We start from the raw sequence: 15,670 nt of genomic DNA, 5'->3' as shown, positions 1-15,670 counted from the left end.
ACCATGGCTATTTTAGAAACCCAAATAGACAACCAAACTTCCGGCTTTCAGGAAAACTACCAAGCCTTTAAGGAAGTCATTACCGAGCTGCGAGACATCGAAAAAGCCATTCGAGACAACGAAGAAAGCGTCCGAGCCAAGTTTGAAAAACGCGGAAAGCTACTTCCCCGTGAACGCCTGAATCTACTGCTCGATCAAGACAGCCCGTTCGTTGAACTCTGTGGTCTTGCAGGCTACAAGATGTACGACGATAAAAAAGGCAACACCGCTGGCGGTGGCTTTATTGCAGGCATCGGTTATGTCGCTGGCGTTCGCTGCATCGTTCAGTTGAACAACAGCGCTATCAAGGGTGGCACTATCTCCCCTTCCGGTTTGGAAAAGACCCTTCGCGTTCAACAGATTGCCTTGGAGAATCGCCTGCCTTTGGTCACACTGGCCGAATCCGGCGGCGCTAACCTCAACTACGCTACCGATGTGTTTGTACCAGGCGCAAGAGCCTTTGCTAATCAGGCCCGTTTATCAGCAGCAGGCATTCCGCAAATCACGGTGGTACACGGTAATGCCACGGCTGGCGGTGCTTATCAGCCGGGACTTTCTGATTATGTGATTGTGGTTCGCAATCAAGCCAAGATGTTCCTCGCAGGTCCGCCGTTATTGAAGGCGGCAACAGGCGAAATCGCCACCGACGAAGAACTGGGTGGTGCGGAGTTACATGCTTTTGAAGCAGGAACCGCAGAGTATTTAGCTGAAAACGACGCCGATGGCATTCGTATCGCCCGTGAGGTTATGTCGTCCCTTCCTTGGAAGGACAATCAATCAGAATCCGTAGATACAGATTACGATGACCCCATCTACCCGATCGATGAGCTACTAGGCGTTGTCCCCTGCGACCTCAAAAAGCCCTACGACGTTCGCGAAATTTTAGCTCGTACTGCCGACGGCTCTGAATTTCAGGAGTTCAAGTCTCAGTTCGATCAACAGACTATTTGTGGTTTCGTCCGCTTTGGTGGCTTCGCCTGCGGCATTATTGGTAACAACGGTCCGATTACTCCGAAAGGTGCGAACAAAGCCGCGCAATTTATTCAGTTGTGTGATCAGAGCAATACCCCGCTTCTGTTCATCCACAACACCACCGGCTTTATGGTCGGCACTGACGCTGAAACCAACGGCATCATCAAACACGGTTCAAAAATGCTGCAAGCGGTTGCTAATGCGCGCGTACCTAAGTTGTCGATTGTGGTAGGCGGTTCTTACGGTGCAGGCAATTACGCCATGTGCGGCCGTGGCCTTGACCCAAGATTCATTTTCGCCTGGCCGAACAGCAAAACCGCCGTCATGGGCGGTGCTCAAGCCGGTAAAGTGCTTCGCATCGTTACTGAAGAAAAACACAAGAAGATGGGCATGGAGCCGGACGAGAAAATGCTTGATGCCATTGAACAGGCCACCGCGGAGAAGTTGGAAGCCGGTTCAACCGCCCTCTTTGGCACCGCCCGTCTGTGGGACGATGGCCTGATTGACCCTAGAGACACACGTCGATTACTGATAGAACTTTTGGATGTCTGCAAGCAAGCCGAGTCCACCACTTTAAACGCAAACCAGTTTGGCATTGCCCGTTTCTAACGACAAAGATAATAAGGAGCACAAAATGCGATTTACTCAAGAACACAAAGAACTATCAAGAACCATCCGAAACTTTGTCGAAAACGAGATCAATCCGCACGTCAATGACTGGGAAAAAGAAGGCATCTTCCCGGCAAAAGAACTGTTCAAGAAAATGGGCGACCTTGGCCTGCTGGGCATCAGCAAGCCGGAAAACTGCGGTGGCATGGGCTTAGACTATAGCTATGAAATGGTCGCTGCTGAAGAGTTTGGCGGCATCGACTGTGGCGGTGTGCCTATGGCCATCGGCGTTCAAACCAATATGGCGACCCCTGCGCTGGCGCGTTTTGGCAGTGATGAGCTGAAAGACGAATTCCTAAAGCCAGCTATTGCTGGTGAAAAAGTGGCTTGTATCGCAGTGAGTGAAACAGGTGCAGGGTCAGACGTGGCTGGCTTGAAAACCACCGCCAAGAAAGACGGCGATGATTACGTGATCTCCGGCAGCAAAATGTGGATCACCAACTCCACACAAGCCGACTTCGCTTGCCTTCTTGCCAATACCAGCGATGGCAAAGTTCACCAAAATAAGTCCATGATCGTAGTACCTCTGGATCTTCCAGGTGTGAGCTTCTCTGAAAAGCTCGACAAGCTGGGTATGCGCTCTTCCGATACAGCACAGATTTTCCTGGATGAAGTTCGCGTACCACAACGCTATCGCATTGGCGGCGAAGGCATGGGTTTCATGATGCAAATGCTGCAGTTCCAGGAAGAACGTTTGTACGTAGCCGCCATGAGCTTACGTCATATGGATAAGTGCATCGAGAAAACCATCGAATACTGCCGTGAGCGCGAAACCTTCGGCCAGCCATTGATCGACAACCAAGTGATTCACTTCCGTCTCGCTGAGCTCCAATCGGAAGTCGAAGCATTACGTGCCTTGGTCTATCAAGCGGTGGAAGGCTACATCAACGGTGAAGACGTCACCAAACTGGCCTCGATGGCGAAACTGAAGTCCGGTCGTTTGGTCCGTGAAGTCTCTGATTCTTGTCTGCAATACTGGGGCGGTATGGGCTTCATGTGGGACAACTTCCTTGCCCGTTCTTACCGAGATAACCGCCTTGGTTCTATTGGCGGCGGTGCCGATGAAATCATGCTCGGCATCATCTGTAAGTTCATGGGTACGCTTCCTTCTAAGAAGAAGTAGTAGAAAAGAAAGGAGTCGAACAATGTCATTCTCAAATTATGAAACCCTGATCGTCCTTGATCGCGGCCCAGTGCTCGAAGTCCAGCTGAATCGTCCAAAATTGGCGAACGCCATGAACCTGAAAATGGTTCACGAGCTGATGGACGTAATGAACACCTGTGCTGCGAACGCTCATGATGCACAAGTAAAAGAAGATCAAAAAAGCCATCGTATTCTGTTGATCAAAGGCAATGGCGGTAATTTCTGCGCTGGCGGCGATATCAAAGACATGCAAGCCGCTCACAGTGCCGACACTCAAGAACAAAAAGTAACGGCATTGGCTGAACTTAACCGCGCCTTTGGTCACATGATTCAATTGGCCGACAAACTTCCGCTAGTCACCATCTGCGCGTTACAGGGTGCCGTTTTAGGCGGTGGCTTTGGCTTGGCATGCGTATCCGATTACGCCTTGTGTGATGAAACCGCTATATTTGGTTTACCAGAAACCACACTTGGGATTTTGCCTGCTCAGATCGCACCGTTCGTAGTAAAACGCATTGGCCTGACCCAAACCCGCCGTTTGGCGTTAATGGGTCAACGTTTCAAAGCCGACGAAGCTATTTCACTGGGGATCGCTCACACAAAAGTCGCCTCAGACGCTTGGAATGAAGAATTGAATAAAGCGCTCAAACAAGTATTGAAGTGCGGCCCGCAAGCCAATCAGGCAACAAAAGCCTTGCTGCACTCAGTGAACGAATGCGGTTCCGAAAAAGAGCTGAACTCTATTCTCGATCAAGCAGCGACGGACTTTGCCAATGCCGTTCTGAATGGTGAAGGTCGCGAAGGCGCCATGGCCTTTATGCAGAAACGACCGGCGGCTTGGAGTGATGTCCAACTCAAGGATTCAGAAAATGTAACCACTGCCGAAACGGCAGCAGCCAACACGGCTCAGGAGTGATTGAGATGAAAACCACATCAAGCACTTCAATCAATAAATTGCTGATCGCTAACCGTGGCGAAATTGCCTGTCGTGTCATTAGAACAGCCCAGGCAATGGGCATCAAAACCGTCGCTGTATATTCAGAAGCCGATCAGGATGCACCGCATGTCAGCCTGGCCGATCAAGCCATTCATATTGGCCCTTCGCCGGTTTCAGAAAGCTATCTGGTGATCGACAACATCATTAATGCTGCAAAAACGTCCGGTGCCGATGCGATTCACCCGGGTTACGGTTTTCTGTCCGAAAACGCTGACTTTGCCAGAGCCTGTGAAGAGGCAAACCTTATTTTCGTTGGGCCACCGGCTTCTGCCATCGAACTCATGGGCTCAAAGCGTCAATCCAAGTTAGCCATGCTGGATTCCGGCGTGCCTTGCATTCCTGGCTACCAAGGTGAAGATCAGAGCGTTCAAGCCTTAAAAAGTGCCGCCTTGGACATTGGTTTACCCGTAATGCTGAAAGCCTCCGCCGGCGGTGGCGGGCGCGGTATGCGTTTAGTGGCTGACGCCAATGCCTTGGAAGAAGCCATTCGCGGTGCTCGTTCGGAAGCCATGAACGCCTTTGGCAGCGATGAACTGATCATCGAAAAAGCGGTGATCGCACCGCGCCATATCGAAATCCAAGTCTTTGCTGATCAGCAAGGCAACACTGTTTACCTGGGCGAACGTGATTGCTCCATTCAACGTCGCCATCAAAAGGTGGTTGAAGAAGCGCCATCACCTGCAGTATCGCCAGAGCTGCGTCAACGCATGGGTGAGGCCGCTGTAAACGCGGCTAAATCCTGTAACTATGTGGGTGCAGGCACGGTTGAGTTTCTTCTGGATAAAGACCAGAACTTCTACTTCCTCGAAATGAATACCCGTCTGCAAGTCGAACACCCGGTCACCGAATTAATTACTGGTGAAGACTTGGTGGAATGGCAGTTGCGAGTGGCGTCCGGTGAACCACTGTCAAAAGCTCAAGACGAAATTCAGTTACATGGCCACGCCATTGAAGTGCGCTTGTACGCGGAAGACCCGGCGCAGGACTTCTGCCCTCAGACCGGCGACATAGTATTGTGGCAACCGGCGGAGTTTGACGGTTTCCGTGTGGACGATGGTATTCAAACCGGCCAAACCATCAGCCCATTTTACGATTCCATGCTGGCCAAGTTGATTGCCTATGGCGACAACCGGGAACAGGCTCGTCATCGTTTGATTGAAGGTCTGCAGCACAGCCATTTGGTCGGGCCGAAAGACAACCGATATTTTCTATCAGAGATTCTTTCGACCGACTGCTTCCGTTTGGGTGAAGCTACGACCGCCTTCATTGAGCAAGACTTTAATGATAATCCGTCGATGATTCAGGCCAGTCAGGAGCCAAGCGCTGAAGTAACCGTCATTGCCGCGTACTTGCTATCAGGGCAAAGCGAATGGAGTACCACCTCGCTTGGAGCCAAGCCTTGCCTGTTACACGCAGCGGTTGGGCCAGACATTAGCTGGCAACAAAAGGTACTGATCCAACACGAGATCAACGCCGATCATCACATCCAAACCAGCGTACAAATTAATGATCAAGTCGCCACCGTAGAGATGATTTCTCAACGCTCTGAAGGCGATCTCGAGTACAGTGAAATTGTGGTGGGCGATAAAACCTATGCCGTAACCTACCAACTTTATCAACGCGGTCGTTTGAACCCGGAAAAGCATTTGTACTTGGCAATTGATGGTCAATCCTGGATGTTCGAAGACATCATGCTTAAACCAGTGTCTTCCGCCGACCAAGCCTCGGGCGATGAACTCAAAGCCTCAATGGACGGTTTGATTATCGAAACCTTCGTCCAACCGGGCGATCAAGTCACCAAAGGCCAACCGTTGGTGATTCTCGAAGCGATGAAAATGGAGCACAGCCTGACGGCACCACGCGATGGCACGATTGCAGAACTCTTGGTTGAATCAGGTCAGCAAGTGAAAGCAAGGCAACTGCTGCTGTCTTTAGAAAAACAAGCTTTAAACGAGCAAACCTCGCTAACAGAACAAACAGCTTAGAAAAACAGCACCGATATTAGAAAAATAAGAGATAACACAATGTCAGAACTCGCAAATAAAACCATCATCATTACCGGTGCCAGTCGCGGAATTGGTCGCGAAATGGCGATTAAATTCGCCGAACAAGGCGCTAACGTAGTCATAGCCGCAAAAACAGCTGAGCCACACCCAAAGTTACCTGGAACGATTTTTTCGGTCGCCGAAGAAGTTGAAACCGCAGGCGGGCAAGCGCTAGCAATTCAAGTGGATGTGCGTGATGAAGCCTCAGTAGAGAGCATGATTGACGCAACGGTCGATCGTTTCGGCGGCATCGATATCTTAATCAACAATGCCGGTGCTATTGCATTGGCTGGGGTTGAATCCACACCGCTGAAAAAATTTGATTTGATGATGCAAGTGAACTTCCGCGCCACCTTCTTATGCGCTCAGAAGGCCTTACCTCACTTGAAGAAGTCGGCAAAAGAAGGAAGAAACCCGCAGATTCTTAGCCTCTGCCCGCCTCTGGATTTCGACCCGCGCTGGATGAAAAACCACTCCCCTTACACACTCACCAAATACGGTATGTCGATACTAACGCTGGGGATGTCTGAAGAGTTTAAACGCTATGGCATCCGCGCCAATGCACTCTGGCCGCGCACTGTCATTGCAACTTCAGCTGTTGCCTTTGGTGGTCAACACGCGGTCAATGGTGCTCGTACGCCTGCAATCATGGCCGACGCGGCGCTGACGTTACTGTCATCCACTGATACAGAACTGACGGGCAAACTCATTATTGATGAAGAGTTCTTACGCGAAAACGGCGTCACTGAATTTGATCAATATCGATCAAACCCGGAAAAAGTAGATTCCCCGTTGATGCCGGACTTATTTGTGCAAGAACCCGAAGCCTATGTGGTTGGTAAACAATCGCCATTGAAGGGGTATTAAACAGCTAACAAGAGATCGACACAGTTCTTTCAGTACGAACCATTTAGATACCGCTAATTCACCATACATCGCAAAAATAGCACCGCATAAAAAGCATGCGGTTCAAACAACGAAATCGCTTTATCTAAACAGTTCGTACTTCAATCAGCGCTGAGCTTGAACTTCTTAGCTATCAGTTTTTTATCAAGCCTCAGAAATAAAATTCACAGTCGAATGCAGAGATAGACCAAAAGGATCAAACAAGCATGACAGCTCTTATTCATCTTACCCTTGACGGTAAAGTGGCCACTCTAACCATGAACGACGGCCAGGCCGTCAGTAAGAATGCACACAATCTTGCCTTCGCCACAGAGCTGTTAGCCAAGCTGGAAGAAGTCGAAGCGAATAAAAACATCAAGTCGCTGATCATCACCTCTGACGATGGCAAAAACTGGTCTCAAGGCATTGATGTTCCCTGGTTCTTAGGCCTAATTCAGAAACAGGATTTTGAGCCACTGCAAACCTTCCTACGTACCATGGATCAGGTGTACAGCAAGTTAATGAGCTTTCCTGTGCCAGTGATTGCAGCCATCAACGGCCACACCTTTGGTAACGGCTGTGTCTTAGCCGCCGCTTGTGACTTTCGAATCATGCGAAAAGATCGAGGATACGTGTGCTTTCCGGAAATCGATTTAGGCATTCCCTTCTTACCCGGCTTGGTGGATGTCATTCTGAAAGCCTTTCCTCATAAAACCTTTAATCAAATGATTTTGACAGGAAAAAAATACACCGCTGAAGAAATGCAGGCGCTGGGGGTTATTGAATTTTTAGCGGATGATCAAGAAAGCCTTCAGACTCAAGCATCCAGTTTTGCGAAGGAATTCAATAAGAAGCGCCCTATCTTTTCAGATCACAAGAAAAAACTGAACGAAAAGATCGTAAATACAATGTTAGAAAAGAATCTGCCTGCCATTGAGAACAAGGCCTTTTTTCTTCAGTAATCCGTTTGTTTCAGAAACAAATAAGCAAACGTCAATTATTTAGCACTACTGACAAAAATATCCATAATGGGTTGATTTAAAAGGGATTCACAAAACACACTTGCTTTATAGTACTTTCTCACTATTATGAAAGACTCATGTAAGAATTATAAAAAATAGCTGTAATGAGTATCTTTCCCCGTAAGCTTGTAGTTTCCCAATCATCAGCCACCCTTTTAAGTCTACTGACTTGTTTCAGCAGCTACGCGAATCAGACCCAGCCCTCTGAAGATGGATTTGAAGACTTTTTGGAACTAAGCCTTGAAGACCTGATGGACATCAAGGTGACGGTTGCCTCTCTATTTGAAGAAAGTGCGTTAGACGTTGCATCCTCGGTGTCCGTGATTACTCAGGAAGATTGGCAAGCCAGAGGCAGTCGTCGTTTAGGGGATGTACTGGAAACAGTTCCTTCCGTGCATACCACGACCACCTGGGGTGGCGGCGAAACCATTGCAATTCGGGGTTACGCGACTGAACTCTCAGTCCGTGGCGTGGCTTTTTCCTTGGACGGTGTACCGCTCAACTCCTACGTCTATGCCACCACAGCCTATGACAAAGCCATTATGGAGCTGGACTTCATGGATCGAATTGAGATGATTCGAGGCCCAGGCTCTGCACTTTATGGCACAGACGCATTCCATGGCGTCGTTTCTTACAGCTTGGAAAAAGACAAAGGCGATTACCTAAACACTCGCTTAGCAGCCGGTAATCCACTCTATCAGCAGGGGTCTTTAACGTCCGGTTGGCAACTGGGAAATACTCAGATTAATTATGGTCTGGCGTACCGAAAAGAAGACAATCACAACCTAAGGTTTGACTATACCGATCCGCTGGATGGTTCGAATGGAGAAGGCTCCCGAGATCAAGGTTATGAAAATACGTCTGGCTATCTAAGTGTCATCAACGGCGACCTTGAGCAAGGAATGTTTACGTTCAAGGCCTTCCTGAACCACTTCAACGCCAATGAATTTACGGGTATCGGCTCGCAATTCTTCCAAACCATTCCAGCTTTCTTTGATGTTGAAAGTAGCAGTCTAGCCCGACAAGGGGATCTAACCGACAACGATTCTGACTTTGCTTTAGTCTCAAGTTCTTACGAGCAAAGTCTTGAGCATCAGGTAACAATTAAAGCGCAACTTTACTATTGGGAAAGCCATCAAGACTGGGAGTACGATTCCAACTTTTATCCAACTGAATTGACCACACTGGGTGGAACTACGCTGCCTTGTAAATCCACCTTTGACAGCCCTACTCCAAATCCGGTCTATTGTCCCCACTATATTTATCAATCGGCCGATGAAGATCGACTTGGCGCAAATCTACATATCAAACAAAACAATCAAACTCTGAACACCCAGTGGCTTATCGGGTTGGGTTATGATCACCAATCCGTCAACGATTCGCGCGTTCACCGAGTCACCCCTGAGGGCTTTACCCGAAATCGATATGATAATCCGTACCAAGGGGATACTCGAAACACCCGACATCTTATCTTCCAAGCCAAAACAGGCTTTTTAAGTGAAGCATTGCATCTCGTCTACGGTGTTCGCTGGGATGATTATTCTGACGTCGGGTCACACACCTCGCCTCGCTTAGGCGCTATCTACACAATTTCCCCATCGTTAACGACCAAGCTCATGTACGGTCACGCCTTCAGAGCCCCAACGGCCATTGAGCGCAAAGGCTCACAAACAACGGTGCTTCAAAACACCGACCTTAAGCCGGAAACCATCGATACTTATGAATGGTCGTTAATTCACAACACCAAACACCATCAGACCGAACTGGTCGTCTTTACCAGTGAATGGGACGATGCCATTGCCTTAGTACCGAGCGGTCAAGGCACATCCAACATTTATCAGAACATGAATAACAACAAATCCTGGGGTGTGGAACTGTTACATACCTGGTTAATCAACCAATGGTCGACCACCTTCAATACGTCGTATGTTGAAAGTAAAAATGACACGGACAATGTGGATTACGAAGCGTTCCCAAGCATCATCACCAACCTAGGCGTTCAATACCAATTACGCTCTATGGATGCCCGCATCGGCTTTTGGCAACGCATGATGTGGAATTACACAGAGGCTGACCCTAGCCCTGGATTCGCTCCGGACGATACCAAAGACTATTACCGCACAGATCTGCATTACCAACACAGACTAAATGATCAGATCGAAGTATTCTCAGACGTATCCAATGTCTTTGATCGCGATAATACATTGCCATCATATTACGGTTCGGAAGGCGGACTGCCAGACTATGGACGCGTATTTAATGTAGGTGTTGAAATATCTTGGCTGTAGACCTTTCAGAAGGACACTGAAAGTAAAAAAGTGAACGTAAAAAAAAGAGAGTTCTAACGGAAAAGACGTAAGACGGAATCGAACAGTAAAGAGGAAAGCTCCGCAAGTTGCTTGCGGAGCAAGTGTTTAGATGATTTACGTTTTGCTTTGAATGATTTGTCGTGAGCCCCACCTTTCTTCATTAAAGGATCAAGAGCAAACGGGTTTCTTACTTTAACGACTCGCGGATCGGAAATAGTCGGCGACATCTTCGCCTGTGTTTTAGCAGCCTTTCTCTTAGCCGCCTTTGCTTTAGCCATCATGTAACCTCTTTTTAGTACACTATTTTTTTAGCAGAGAAAAAAATAGCCACACAACCGAAAGGTTATGCAGCTATTCGGATGAACAGCGATTTTAGTTGAAATTTAAATCACTCTCCATAGGAACTTCATCTAACGAAATACTTCTCGGTTGATAGGTTTTCAGCTGCTCGCGTAAATTCTGAAAAGACGTAAACGGCACATCCAACGAAAACGCATTAATCACCCACTTCGGCCCTTCACCACCCGGTGAAACCAAACTTGTATAAACCACCTTGGTTTGTTGATCGTTTAATTGCGTAAATTCCCAAGCACCGTCGATGTAATCCATACGGATGTAGTCATCGGTCTGAGGCTTACCTTCGTCTTCCAACAAGAACTTTACGACCACCGAGCCATCATCTTTTTTATAAACGAGCGTACGGCTTAGTGAATCTCGATCTTGATATGGGAAAGGAAAATCATAGGTAACATAGAGAATGTAATCATACCAAGTGTTCTGGGTGACCACTTCCACCTGATCAAAGCTTTCCATCCACTGATTCAGGTTACCGGCATCCGTATTAATTGAAACTAACGACTCAACGGGTGCATCCACCACCATTTCGAGTTTAACTCGGTTATAGCCAAGTTCTTCAGAAAACTGAGTGTAAGCACTGATTCCGCTTTCTTCTTTCTCCAATGTCCAGGCACCTGCAAATGCAGAGCTGATACCCGTCATCAATCCTGAACCAGCCAGAACAACTGATGCTAAGATGTGTTTATACATAGTTCACCTTTTGTATTCACTCTCTTTCCGTGAGAGTATTTTTTATAATGTGTGCAATGCTAACATAGGCCTTATTGTGATTATCCGACAGAAACCACACTCTTTCGGCAAGCTTATACGTTCCGAAGCTCAACGCCCTATCATTCCTTTCGAATGTAAACAGCACGTTGTTCAAAGCGACCTAAATACAGAAGAATCACCCCAAAGCGAAACCGCCCCCAAACGAGACATCATTATCTGTTGCAAGTCCTGCCAGCAAATCATCACAAAGGATGAATTTTCTGTCGCTATAAACGGTAATCATGAACACATCCAATGTAACCCTTATGGCATTACCTTTATTTTTCGCTGCTTTAACCAAACCTGGCATTGCCTTTATGCCGGAGAACCACAGTCTGCACATTCATGGTTTCCCGGCTTCCATTGGACGCTGACTCTCTGTGATAGTTGCACCACCCATTTAGGGTGGAAATTCAGTAACCTGGATGGAGAGGTATTTTGGGGGCTGATCTCAGAGCGACTCATCAGTCAAACATTGTCAGACTGATGATGCGAGAATGGAATGTCCAACGCTGGATAACTTTTGATAATGACAGGAATGTCCTAATAAGCCACTGTAAAGCAACACAAAACGGGCTAGTATTCCGAACTGCTCAACAATCGAAGCCTAGAAAATTCAAAGCATTAAAAGAATAAAACTAAGAGAAGTCGAACTAACATGTCATTCCCAATTGCTAACATCAATTTACTTCGTAAGCCCCTTCACCTCAGTAACACAGATTTTGATCTTGTCCAAATCACCCAGATCATGCCGGATGAAGAATTTGGCGAACAAGTTGGAATGACAGAAGCCTCAAAAGAACGAATCTGGAAAGCCACAGAGCAGCTCTATAAAACAGGTACCCAACCAGCGATTACCTTGTGCTTAAGAAAGAACGGTAAGATCCTGCTTCACCGCTCCATAGGCCATGCCAGTGGTAACGGCCCGAATGATACTAACAACAGCGAAAAAGTGGTGGCAACGGCCGATATGCCAGTATGCCTGTACTCTGCTTCAAAAGCAGTGACCGCCTTAGTCATGCATAAGATGGCAGAGCAAGGCGCAGTGAACCTACTCGACCCCGTGAGTTTCTATCTGCCTGAATTTGCCAGACACGGCAAAGGCAACATTACATTGCATCAAATTTTATCTCATCGGGGCGGCATTCCAGGTCTTCCAAAAGGCATACCTCTGGACACCATTTACGATGAAGACAAAGTGTGGGAACTGCTTTGTGACTCCAAACCCATCACAGTGGACGGCAGCAAACTCGCTTACCATGCCATCACCGGAGGTTTCGTTTTCCAGCATGTGGTCAAAAAAGTCATGGGCGTGACCATTAACGAGTACTTGGATCAACATTTCCGTCAACCAATGGATATGAAATATTTCACCTTTGGTTTGGAAGAAGAGCATCGAAATCAAGTAGCTCAAAACTACGCAACAGGCCCTAATGCGCCCTTCCCTATGTCTTGGTTAGTGAAGCGAGCACTGGGGGCTTCTTTCCCAGAAGCGGCGATGATCTCTAACGATTATCGCTGGATGGACTGCACCATTCCGGCCGCAAACCTATACGCATCCGCCGAAGAGATTTCTCGTTTCTATCAGATGCTATTAAATCAAGGCGAATGGAACGGTAAACAGATACTTGAACCTGAAACCGTTATTCGTGCGACGCATCCATTTGGCGATTTTAGTTTTGACCGAACCATGATGATCCCGATGCGATACAGCGCAGGCCTGATGTTGGGCGGCAAGCCTTTCGGCATGTGGGGTAAAAATACCGAAAACGCGTATGGCCATATCGGTTTGATCAACAAGATGTGCTGGGCAGACCCGGATCGTGACATTTCAGTTGCCATTCTAACCACAGGTTTAGCTTTGGCCTCACATCATATTCCTTGTTTAGTAAAACTAATGCATGTGATCAACAAAGAGTGCTCTTAAGGATAGGAAGATGACCAAACAAAGAAGGATCTGGAAAACACCAAAAGCCGGCAACATTGAACGCCTGACGCTTCAAACCGAAGACATGCCGGTATTGGCTTCAAACCATATGCGGGTATCGGTCAAATCCGTCGGTTTGAACTTTGCTGATATCTTTGCAATCACAGGTCTCTACTCCGCAACCCCTAAAGGCGCGTTTATTCCTGGACTTGAATATGCAGGCATCGTTGAAGAAGTAGGTAAAGAAGTTACTGACTTTTCCGTCGGTGATCGTGTTATGGGAGTTACCCGTTTTGGCGGATACGTGGATACCATTGATGTGGATTCGGACCAACTTCAACCACTTCCACACGATTGGAGCTTCGACCAAGGTGCCGCCTATTTAGTCCAGACACTCACCGCTTGGTATGCCCTGAAGGAACTAGGGAATCTCAAACCGGATCAAGAGGTGCTCATTCAAAGTGCCGGCGGTGGCGTCGGCCTTCAAGCTATGAAACTGTGTGAAGCACTGAATGCGAAGCCGATTGGTTTTGTGTCTACTCAGAACAAGGTTGAGTTCTTAAACTCACTGGGCTTCGAACAATGCCATGTCCGAAGTGACAACTTCCACCGACAACTCAGTAAACTCAACCTTCATCCCGACTTGGTGTTGGACGCTATAGGCGGTGACATTCAAACCGCCAGCTATAAAGCCATGAAACCAATGGGTCGTCTGGTTGTGTTTGGTGCGGCTGAATTCACACCGGGCGAAAAACGCCCTAATTACCTGAAAGCAGCCAAACAGTATCTGTTACGTCCAAGATACGATGTCATGGATATGATCAGTGAAAATAAATCCGTCATGGCATTTAACCTGATCTGGCTATGGGATCAGATGCCGCTAATGCGAGCTTTAGTGAAAGACATGATGGCCGTGGAAATCTCACCACCGCATGTCGGTCATACCTTTGCGTTTGAAGACGCTCATGACGCCATTCAATGCCTAAGATCCGGAAAAACCCTAGGCAAAGTTGTTTTACAAATCGCTTAGATTTACTCAATCAGCCACAAATCACTGATCTGAAGTTATGTTTACCCTTGCGGCATTTGCTCCAAGGGTTTTACTAAACTTCGGCCACCGTCTTTACTCAAACCGTCATGTAAGGCATCCACCAATTGTTCAGATTGTTTAATCACCTTCTGCCAGTTATTAATGCGTGTCGAATTTTCATAAGAGGAAAAGTCTTTACGATCTGGAATGTGTGAATCCGGCAAAGCATCAATGAACGTTTTGGATGGGCACATCACCACCACATTATCATAATGCCCCGGCTTCGCACGGCGCCAAGGCAAGCCCTTATCCAACCAACCGGGAATCAAATTCGGGAAGAAATGCGGATACAAGACCAAATCTTGCTCCTGCATAAACGGCCCTTCGAAGTGATAGTCCACCAAGCCGCCATCCCAATGCCAACGGGCTTTTGAACCTGGCACTCTAATAGGCTCCAACACGAAAGGGATCGCTCCCGAAGCCATTAAAGCCGGTGCCAGGTTTTCAGAACTCAACTGCACTCGCTCATTAACCTGCACATCGCGATACGGGGACGATGCAAGGGATTGTGAGAAGACCACGCGAGGAAACAGTCGTTCCACAAATCGACTGGAAACCGGGTTCGCCATAGCCGCTAACCCAATGGAAACCCCTTGTACCAGATTTGAAGGATGATTGAACAATCGACGATTCCGAACCGTAACTACATTCAAAGGGCGCTGTTTATTCGACACAATGAAATCATGGTGACTTTGGTGTTCACCGTATATGCCTAAGGCATGATCAAGAATGGACTGAGCACTTTCGGAGACGTCTTTCGCTGTAGGCTTACCCGGATACTCAGTTGTAGAATATGCATCTCTTAATCGCTCAATGGCTTTTGAAGGCTCTTTCTGAGCATAACAAGCCATGCGCCAAGAACCTATTGATGAACCAATCAGTTCAATCGGGTGATCAGCTTCTTTCAAGAACGCATCATTGAGATACTGATCCAGCTTACTCAACACCAACCATTTAGGGCCACCAGAGGCACCGACAATGAGTCTGACTTGCTGAGCCGTCAGCCCTTCCTCCTTAATCCGTTGATAAGCCAACTTACCTGCGTATAACTCCAGACTCATGACAACCTCCCTATGCGAATAGCGTTTATTTAAGCGCTCAAATATGTCAAACGCACTATACATTTATCAGCACAAAGAGGCTAAACTAAATGAAAAACCTGAATGAACTATGAAACCGACTCAATTCGAATTATTTCCCGTCCCCAGCCCATGCATCGGCGTCTGTACGACCAACTCCAAGGGCTACTGTCTCGGCTGTTATCGCAGTCGCAATGAGCGATTCAATTGGAATGATATGACGCCCGTTCAGAAAATGCGGGTCATTGATTTATGCAAAAAACGGAAAGAAATCGTAGAACAAAAACGCCGGGAAAAAGCGCTCAAACAACAACAAAAAGAACAGGAAGATAAATCTTAATCTGAACTAATTCACTTAATCGGCCTTCTGAATTTATATTTTTTA

14 protein-coding genes are annotated in these 15,670 nt (G+C 47.4%); 10 read left to right on the top strand and 4 right to left on the bottom strand.

The genetic code is table 11. The features are described from left to right. Nucleotides 1–3 precede the first annotated feature (3 nt). From ACFOEK_RS09400 to ACFOEK_RS09370, 7 genes are all read left to right on the top strand, one after another. Nucleotides 4–1,620 (top strand): acyl-CoA carboxylase subunit beta, encoded by a 1,617-nt coding sequence (locus tag ACFOEK_RS09400; protein ID WP_386719629.1) that lies wholly within the window; start codon nucleotides 4–6, stop codon nucleotides 1,618–1,620. Nucleotides 1,621–1,645: 25 nt separating this feature from the next. Beyond that, complete coding sequence (locus tag ACFOEK_RS09395; RefSeq protein ID WP_386719626.1) at nucleotides 1,646–2,803, top strand: acyl-CoA dehydrogenase family protein; 1,158 nt, start codon at nucleotides 1,646–1,648, stop codon at nucleotides 2,801–2,803. 22 nt (nucleotides 2,804–2,825) lie between these two features. Further along, the gene (locus ACFOEK_RS09390; RefSeq protein WP_386719623.1) at nucleotides 2,826–3,740 is read left to right on the top strand and encodes an enoyl-CoA hydratase/isomerase family protein; all 915 of its coding nucleotides are present in this window, start codon (nucleotides 2,826–2,828) and stop codon (nucleotides 3,738–3,740) included. 5 nt (nucleotides 3,741–3,745) lie between these two features. Then, a complete protein-coding gene (locus ACFOEK_RS09385; protein WP_386719620.1) occupies nucleotides 3,746–5,806 on the top strand; it encodes an acetyl-CoA carboxylase biotin carboxylase subunit in 2,061 nt (686 codons plus the stop codon). Nucleotides 5,807–5,845: 39 nt separating this feature from the next. Further along, nucleotides 5,846–6,733 (top strand): SDR family oxidoreductase, encoded by an 888-nt coding sequence (locus tag ACFOEK_RS09380; protein ID WP_386719617.1) that lies wholly within the window; start codon nucleotides 5,846–5,848, stop codon nucleotides 6,731–6,733. Nucleotides 6,734–6,978: 245 nt separating this feature from the next. Further along, entirely contained in the window at nucleotides 6,979–7,713 is a 735-nt protein-coding gene (locus tag ACFOEK_RS09375; protein WP_386719614.1) for an enoyl-CoA hydratase/isomerase family protein, read from the top strand. 164 nt (nucleotides 7,714–7,877) lie between these two features. Continuing rightward, nucleotides 7,878–10,061, top strand: a complete 2,184-nt coding sequence (locus ACFOEK_RS09370; protein WP_386719611.1) for a TonB-dependent receptor plug domain-containing protein — start codon at nucleotides 7,878–7,880, stop codon at nucleotides 10,059–10,061. Between the two features lie 53 nt (nucleotides 10,062–10,114). Here ACFOEK_RS09370 and ACFOEK_RS09365 read toward each other — a convergent pair whose 3' ends face one another. The 3 genes from ACFOEK_RS09365 to ACFOEK_RS09355 form a co-directional block, all read right to left on the bottom strand. Further along, entirely contained in the window at nucleotides 10,115–10,363 is a 249-nt protein-coding gene (locus ACFOEK_RS09365; protein WP_386719608.1) for a hypothetical protein, read from the bottom strand. Nucleotides 10,364–10,454: 91 nt separating this feature from the next. Next, nucleotides 10,455–11,129: an START domain-containing protein gene (locus tag ACFOEK_RS09360; protein WP_386719605.1), complete on the bottom strand. Its 675-nt coding sequence runs from the start codon at nucleotides 11,127–11,129 to the stop codon at nucleotides 10,455–10,457. Between the two features lie 196 nt (nucleotides 11,130–11,325). Beyond that, nucleotides 11,326–11,532: a hypothetical protein gene (locus ACFOEK_RS09355; RefSeq protein ID WP_386719602.1), complete on the bottom strand. Its 207-nt coding sequence runs from the start codon at nucleotides 11,530–11,532 to the stop codon at nucleotides 11,326–11,328. A 315-nt stretch (nucleotides 11,533–11,847) separates the two neighbouring features. On the opposite strand from ACFOEK_RS09355, the gene ACFOEK_RS09350 reads away from it, so the two are divergent. Both ACFOEK_RS09350 and ACFOEK_RS09345 read left to right on the top strand, forming a co-directional pair. After that, nucleotides 11,848–13,116: a serine hydrolase domain-containing protein gene (locus ACFOEK_RS09350; RefSeq protein ID WP_386719599.1), complete on the top strand. Its 1,269-nt coding sequence runs from the start codon at nucleotides 11,848–11,850 to the stop codon at nucleotides 13,114–13,116. A 10-nt stretch (nucleotides 13,117–13,126) separates the two neighbouring features. After that, a complete protein-coding gene (locus ACFOEK_RS09345; RefSeq protein ID WP_386719596.1) occupies nucleotides 13,127–14,146 on the top strand; it encodes a synaptic vesicle VAT-1 family membrane protein in 1,020 nt (339 codons plus the stop codon). 41 nt (nucleotides 14,147–14,187) lie between these two features. Here the strand turns inward: ACFOEK_RS09345 and ACFOEK_RS09340 are convergent, their stop codons facing one another. Then, the gene (locus tag ACFOEK_RS09340) at nucleotides 14,188–15,267 is read right to left on the bottom strand and encodes a patatin-like phospholipase family protein (protein WP_386719593.1); all 1,080 of its coding nucleotides are present in this window, start codon (nucleotides 15,265–15,267) and stop codon (nucleotides 14,188–14,190) included. A gap of 109 nt (nucleotides 15,268–15,376) precedes the next feature. Here ACFOEK_RS09340 and ACFOEK_RS09335 point away from each other — a divergent pair, with 109 nt between their 5' ends. Beyond that, nucleotides 15,377–15,625, top strand: coding sequence for a DUF1289 domain-containing protein (locus ACFOEK_RS09335; protein WP_386719590.1), 249 nt, complete (start codon nucleotides 15,377–15,379; stop codon nucleotides 15,623–15,625). The last annotated feature ends 45 nt before the right edge of the window (nucleotides 15,626–15,670 follow it).

Source organism: Litoribrevibacter euphylliae (assembly GCF_042646085.1).
GTDB lineage: Bacteria > Pseudomonadota > Gammaproteobacteria > Pseudomonadales > Litoribrevibacteraceae > Litoribrevibacter > Litoribrevibacter euphylliae.
The sequence above is the reverse complement of the archived record's forward strand: the minus strand, read 5'-3'. Positions and strand labels throughout refer to the sequence as shown.

Bases quoted from the DNA above. Each gene is read 5' to 3' on its own strand.
- ACFOEK_RS09385 (WP_386719620.1), top strand. From the start codon at position 3,746: ATGAAAACCACATCAAGCACTTCAATCAATAAATTGCTGATCGCTAAC.
- ACFOEK_RS09365 (WP_386719608.1), bottom strand. From the start codon at position 10,363: ATGATGGCTAAAGCAAAGGCGGCTAAGAGAAAGGCTGCTAAAACACAG.
- ACFOEK_RS09345 (WP_386719596.1), top strand. From the start codon at position 13,127: ATGACCAAACAAAGAAGGATCTGGAAAACACCAAAAGCCGGCAACATT.
- ACFOEK_RS09390 (WP_386719623.1), top strand. From the start codon at position 2,826: ATGTCATTCTCAAATTATGAAACCCTGATCGTCCTTGATCGCGGCCCA.
- ACFOEK_RS09335 (WP_386719590.1), top strand. From the start codon at position 15,377: ATGAAACCGACTCAATTCGAATTATTTCCCGTCCCCAGCCCATGCATC.
- ACFOEK_RS09355 (WP_386719602.1), bottom strand. From the start codon at position 11,532: ATGTGCAGACTGTGGTTCTCCGGCATAAAGGCAATGCCAGGTTTGGTT.
- ACFOEK_RS09350 (WP_386719599.1), top strand. From the start codon at position 11,848: ATGTCATTCCCAATTGCTAACATCAATTTACTTCGTAAGCCCCTTCAC.
- ACFOEK_RS09400 (WP_386719629.1), top strand. From the start codon at position 4: ATGGCTATTTTAGAAACCCAAATAGACAACCAAACTTCCGGCTTTCAG.
- ACFOEK_RS09360 (WP_386719605.1), bottom strand. From the start codon at position 11,129: ATGTATAAACACATCTTAGCATCAGTTGTTCTGGCTGGTTCAGGATTG.
- ACFOEK_RS09370 (WP_386719611.1), top strand. From the start codon at position 7,878: ATGAGTATCTTTCCCCGTAAGCTTGTAGTTTCCCAATCATCAGCCACC.
- ACFOEK_RS09375 (WP_386719614.1), top strand. From the start codon at position 6,979: ATGACAGCTCTTATTCATCTTACCCTTGACGGTAAAGTGGCCACTCTA.
- ACFOEK_RS09395 (WP_386719626.1), top strand. From the start codon at position 1,646: ATGCGATTTACTCAAGAACACAAAGAACTATCAAGAACCATCCGAAAC.
- ACFOEK_RS09380 (WP_386719617.1), top strand. From the start codon at position 5,846: ATGTCAGAACTCGCAAATAAAACCATCATCATTACCGGTGCCAGTCGC.
- ACFOEK_RS09340 (WP_386719593.1), bottom strand. From the start codon at position 15,267: ATGAGTCTGGAGTTATACGCAGGTAAGTTGGCTTATCAACGGATTAAG.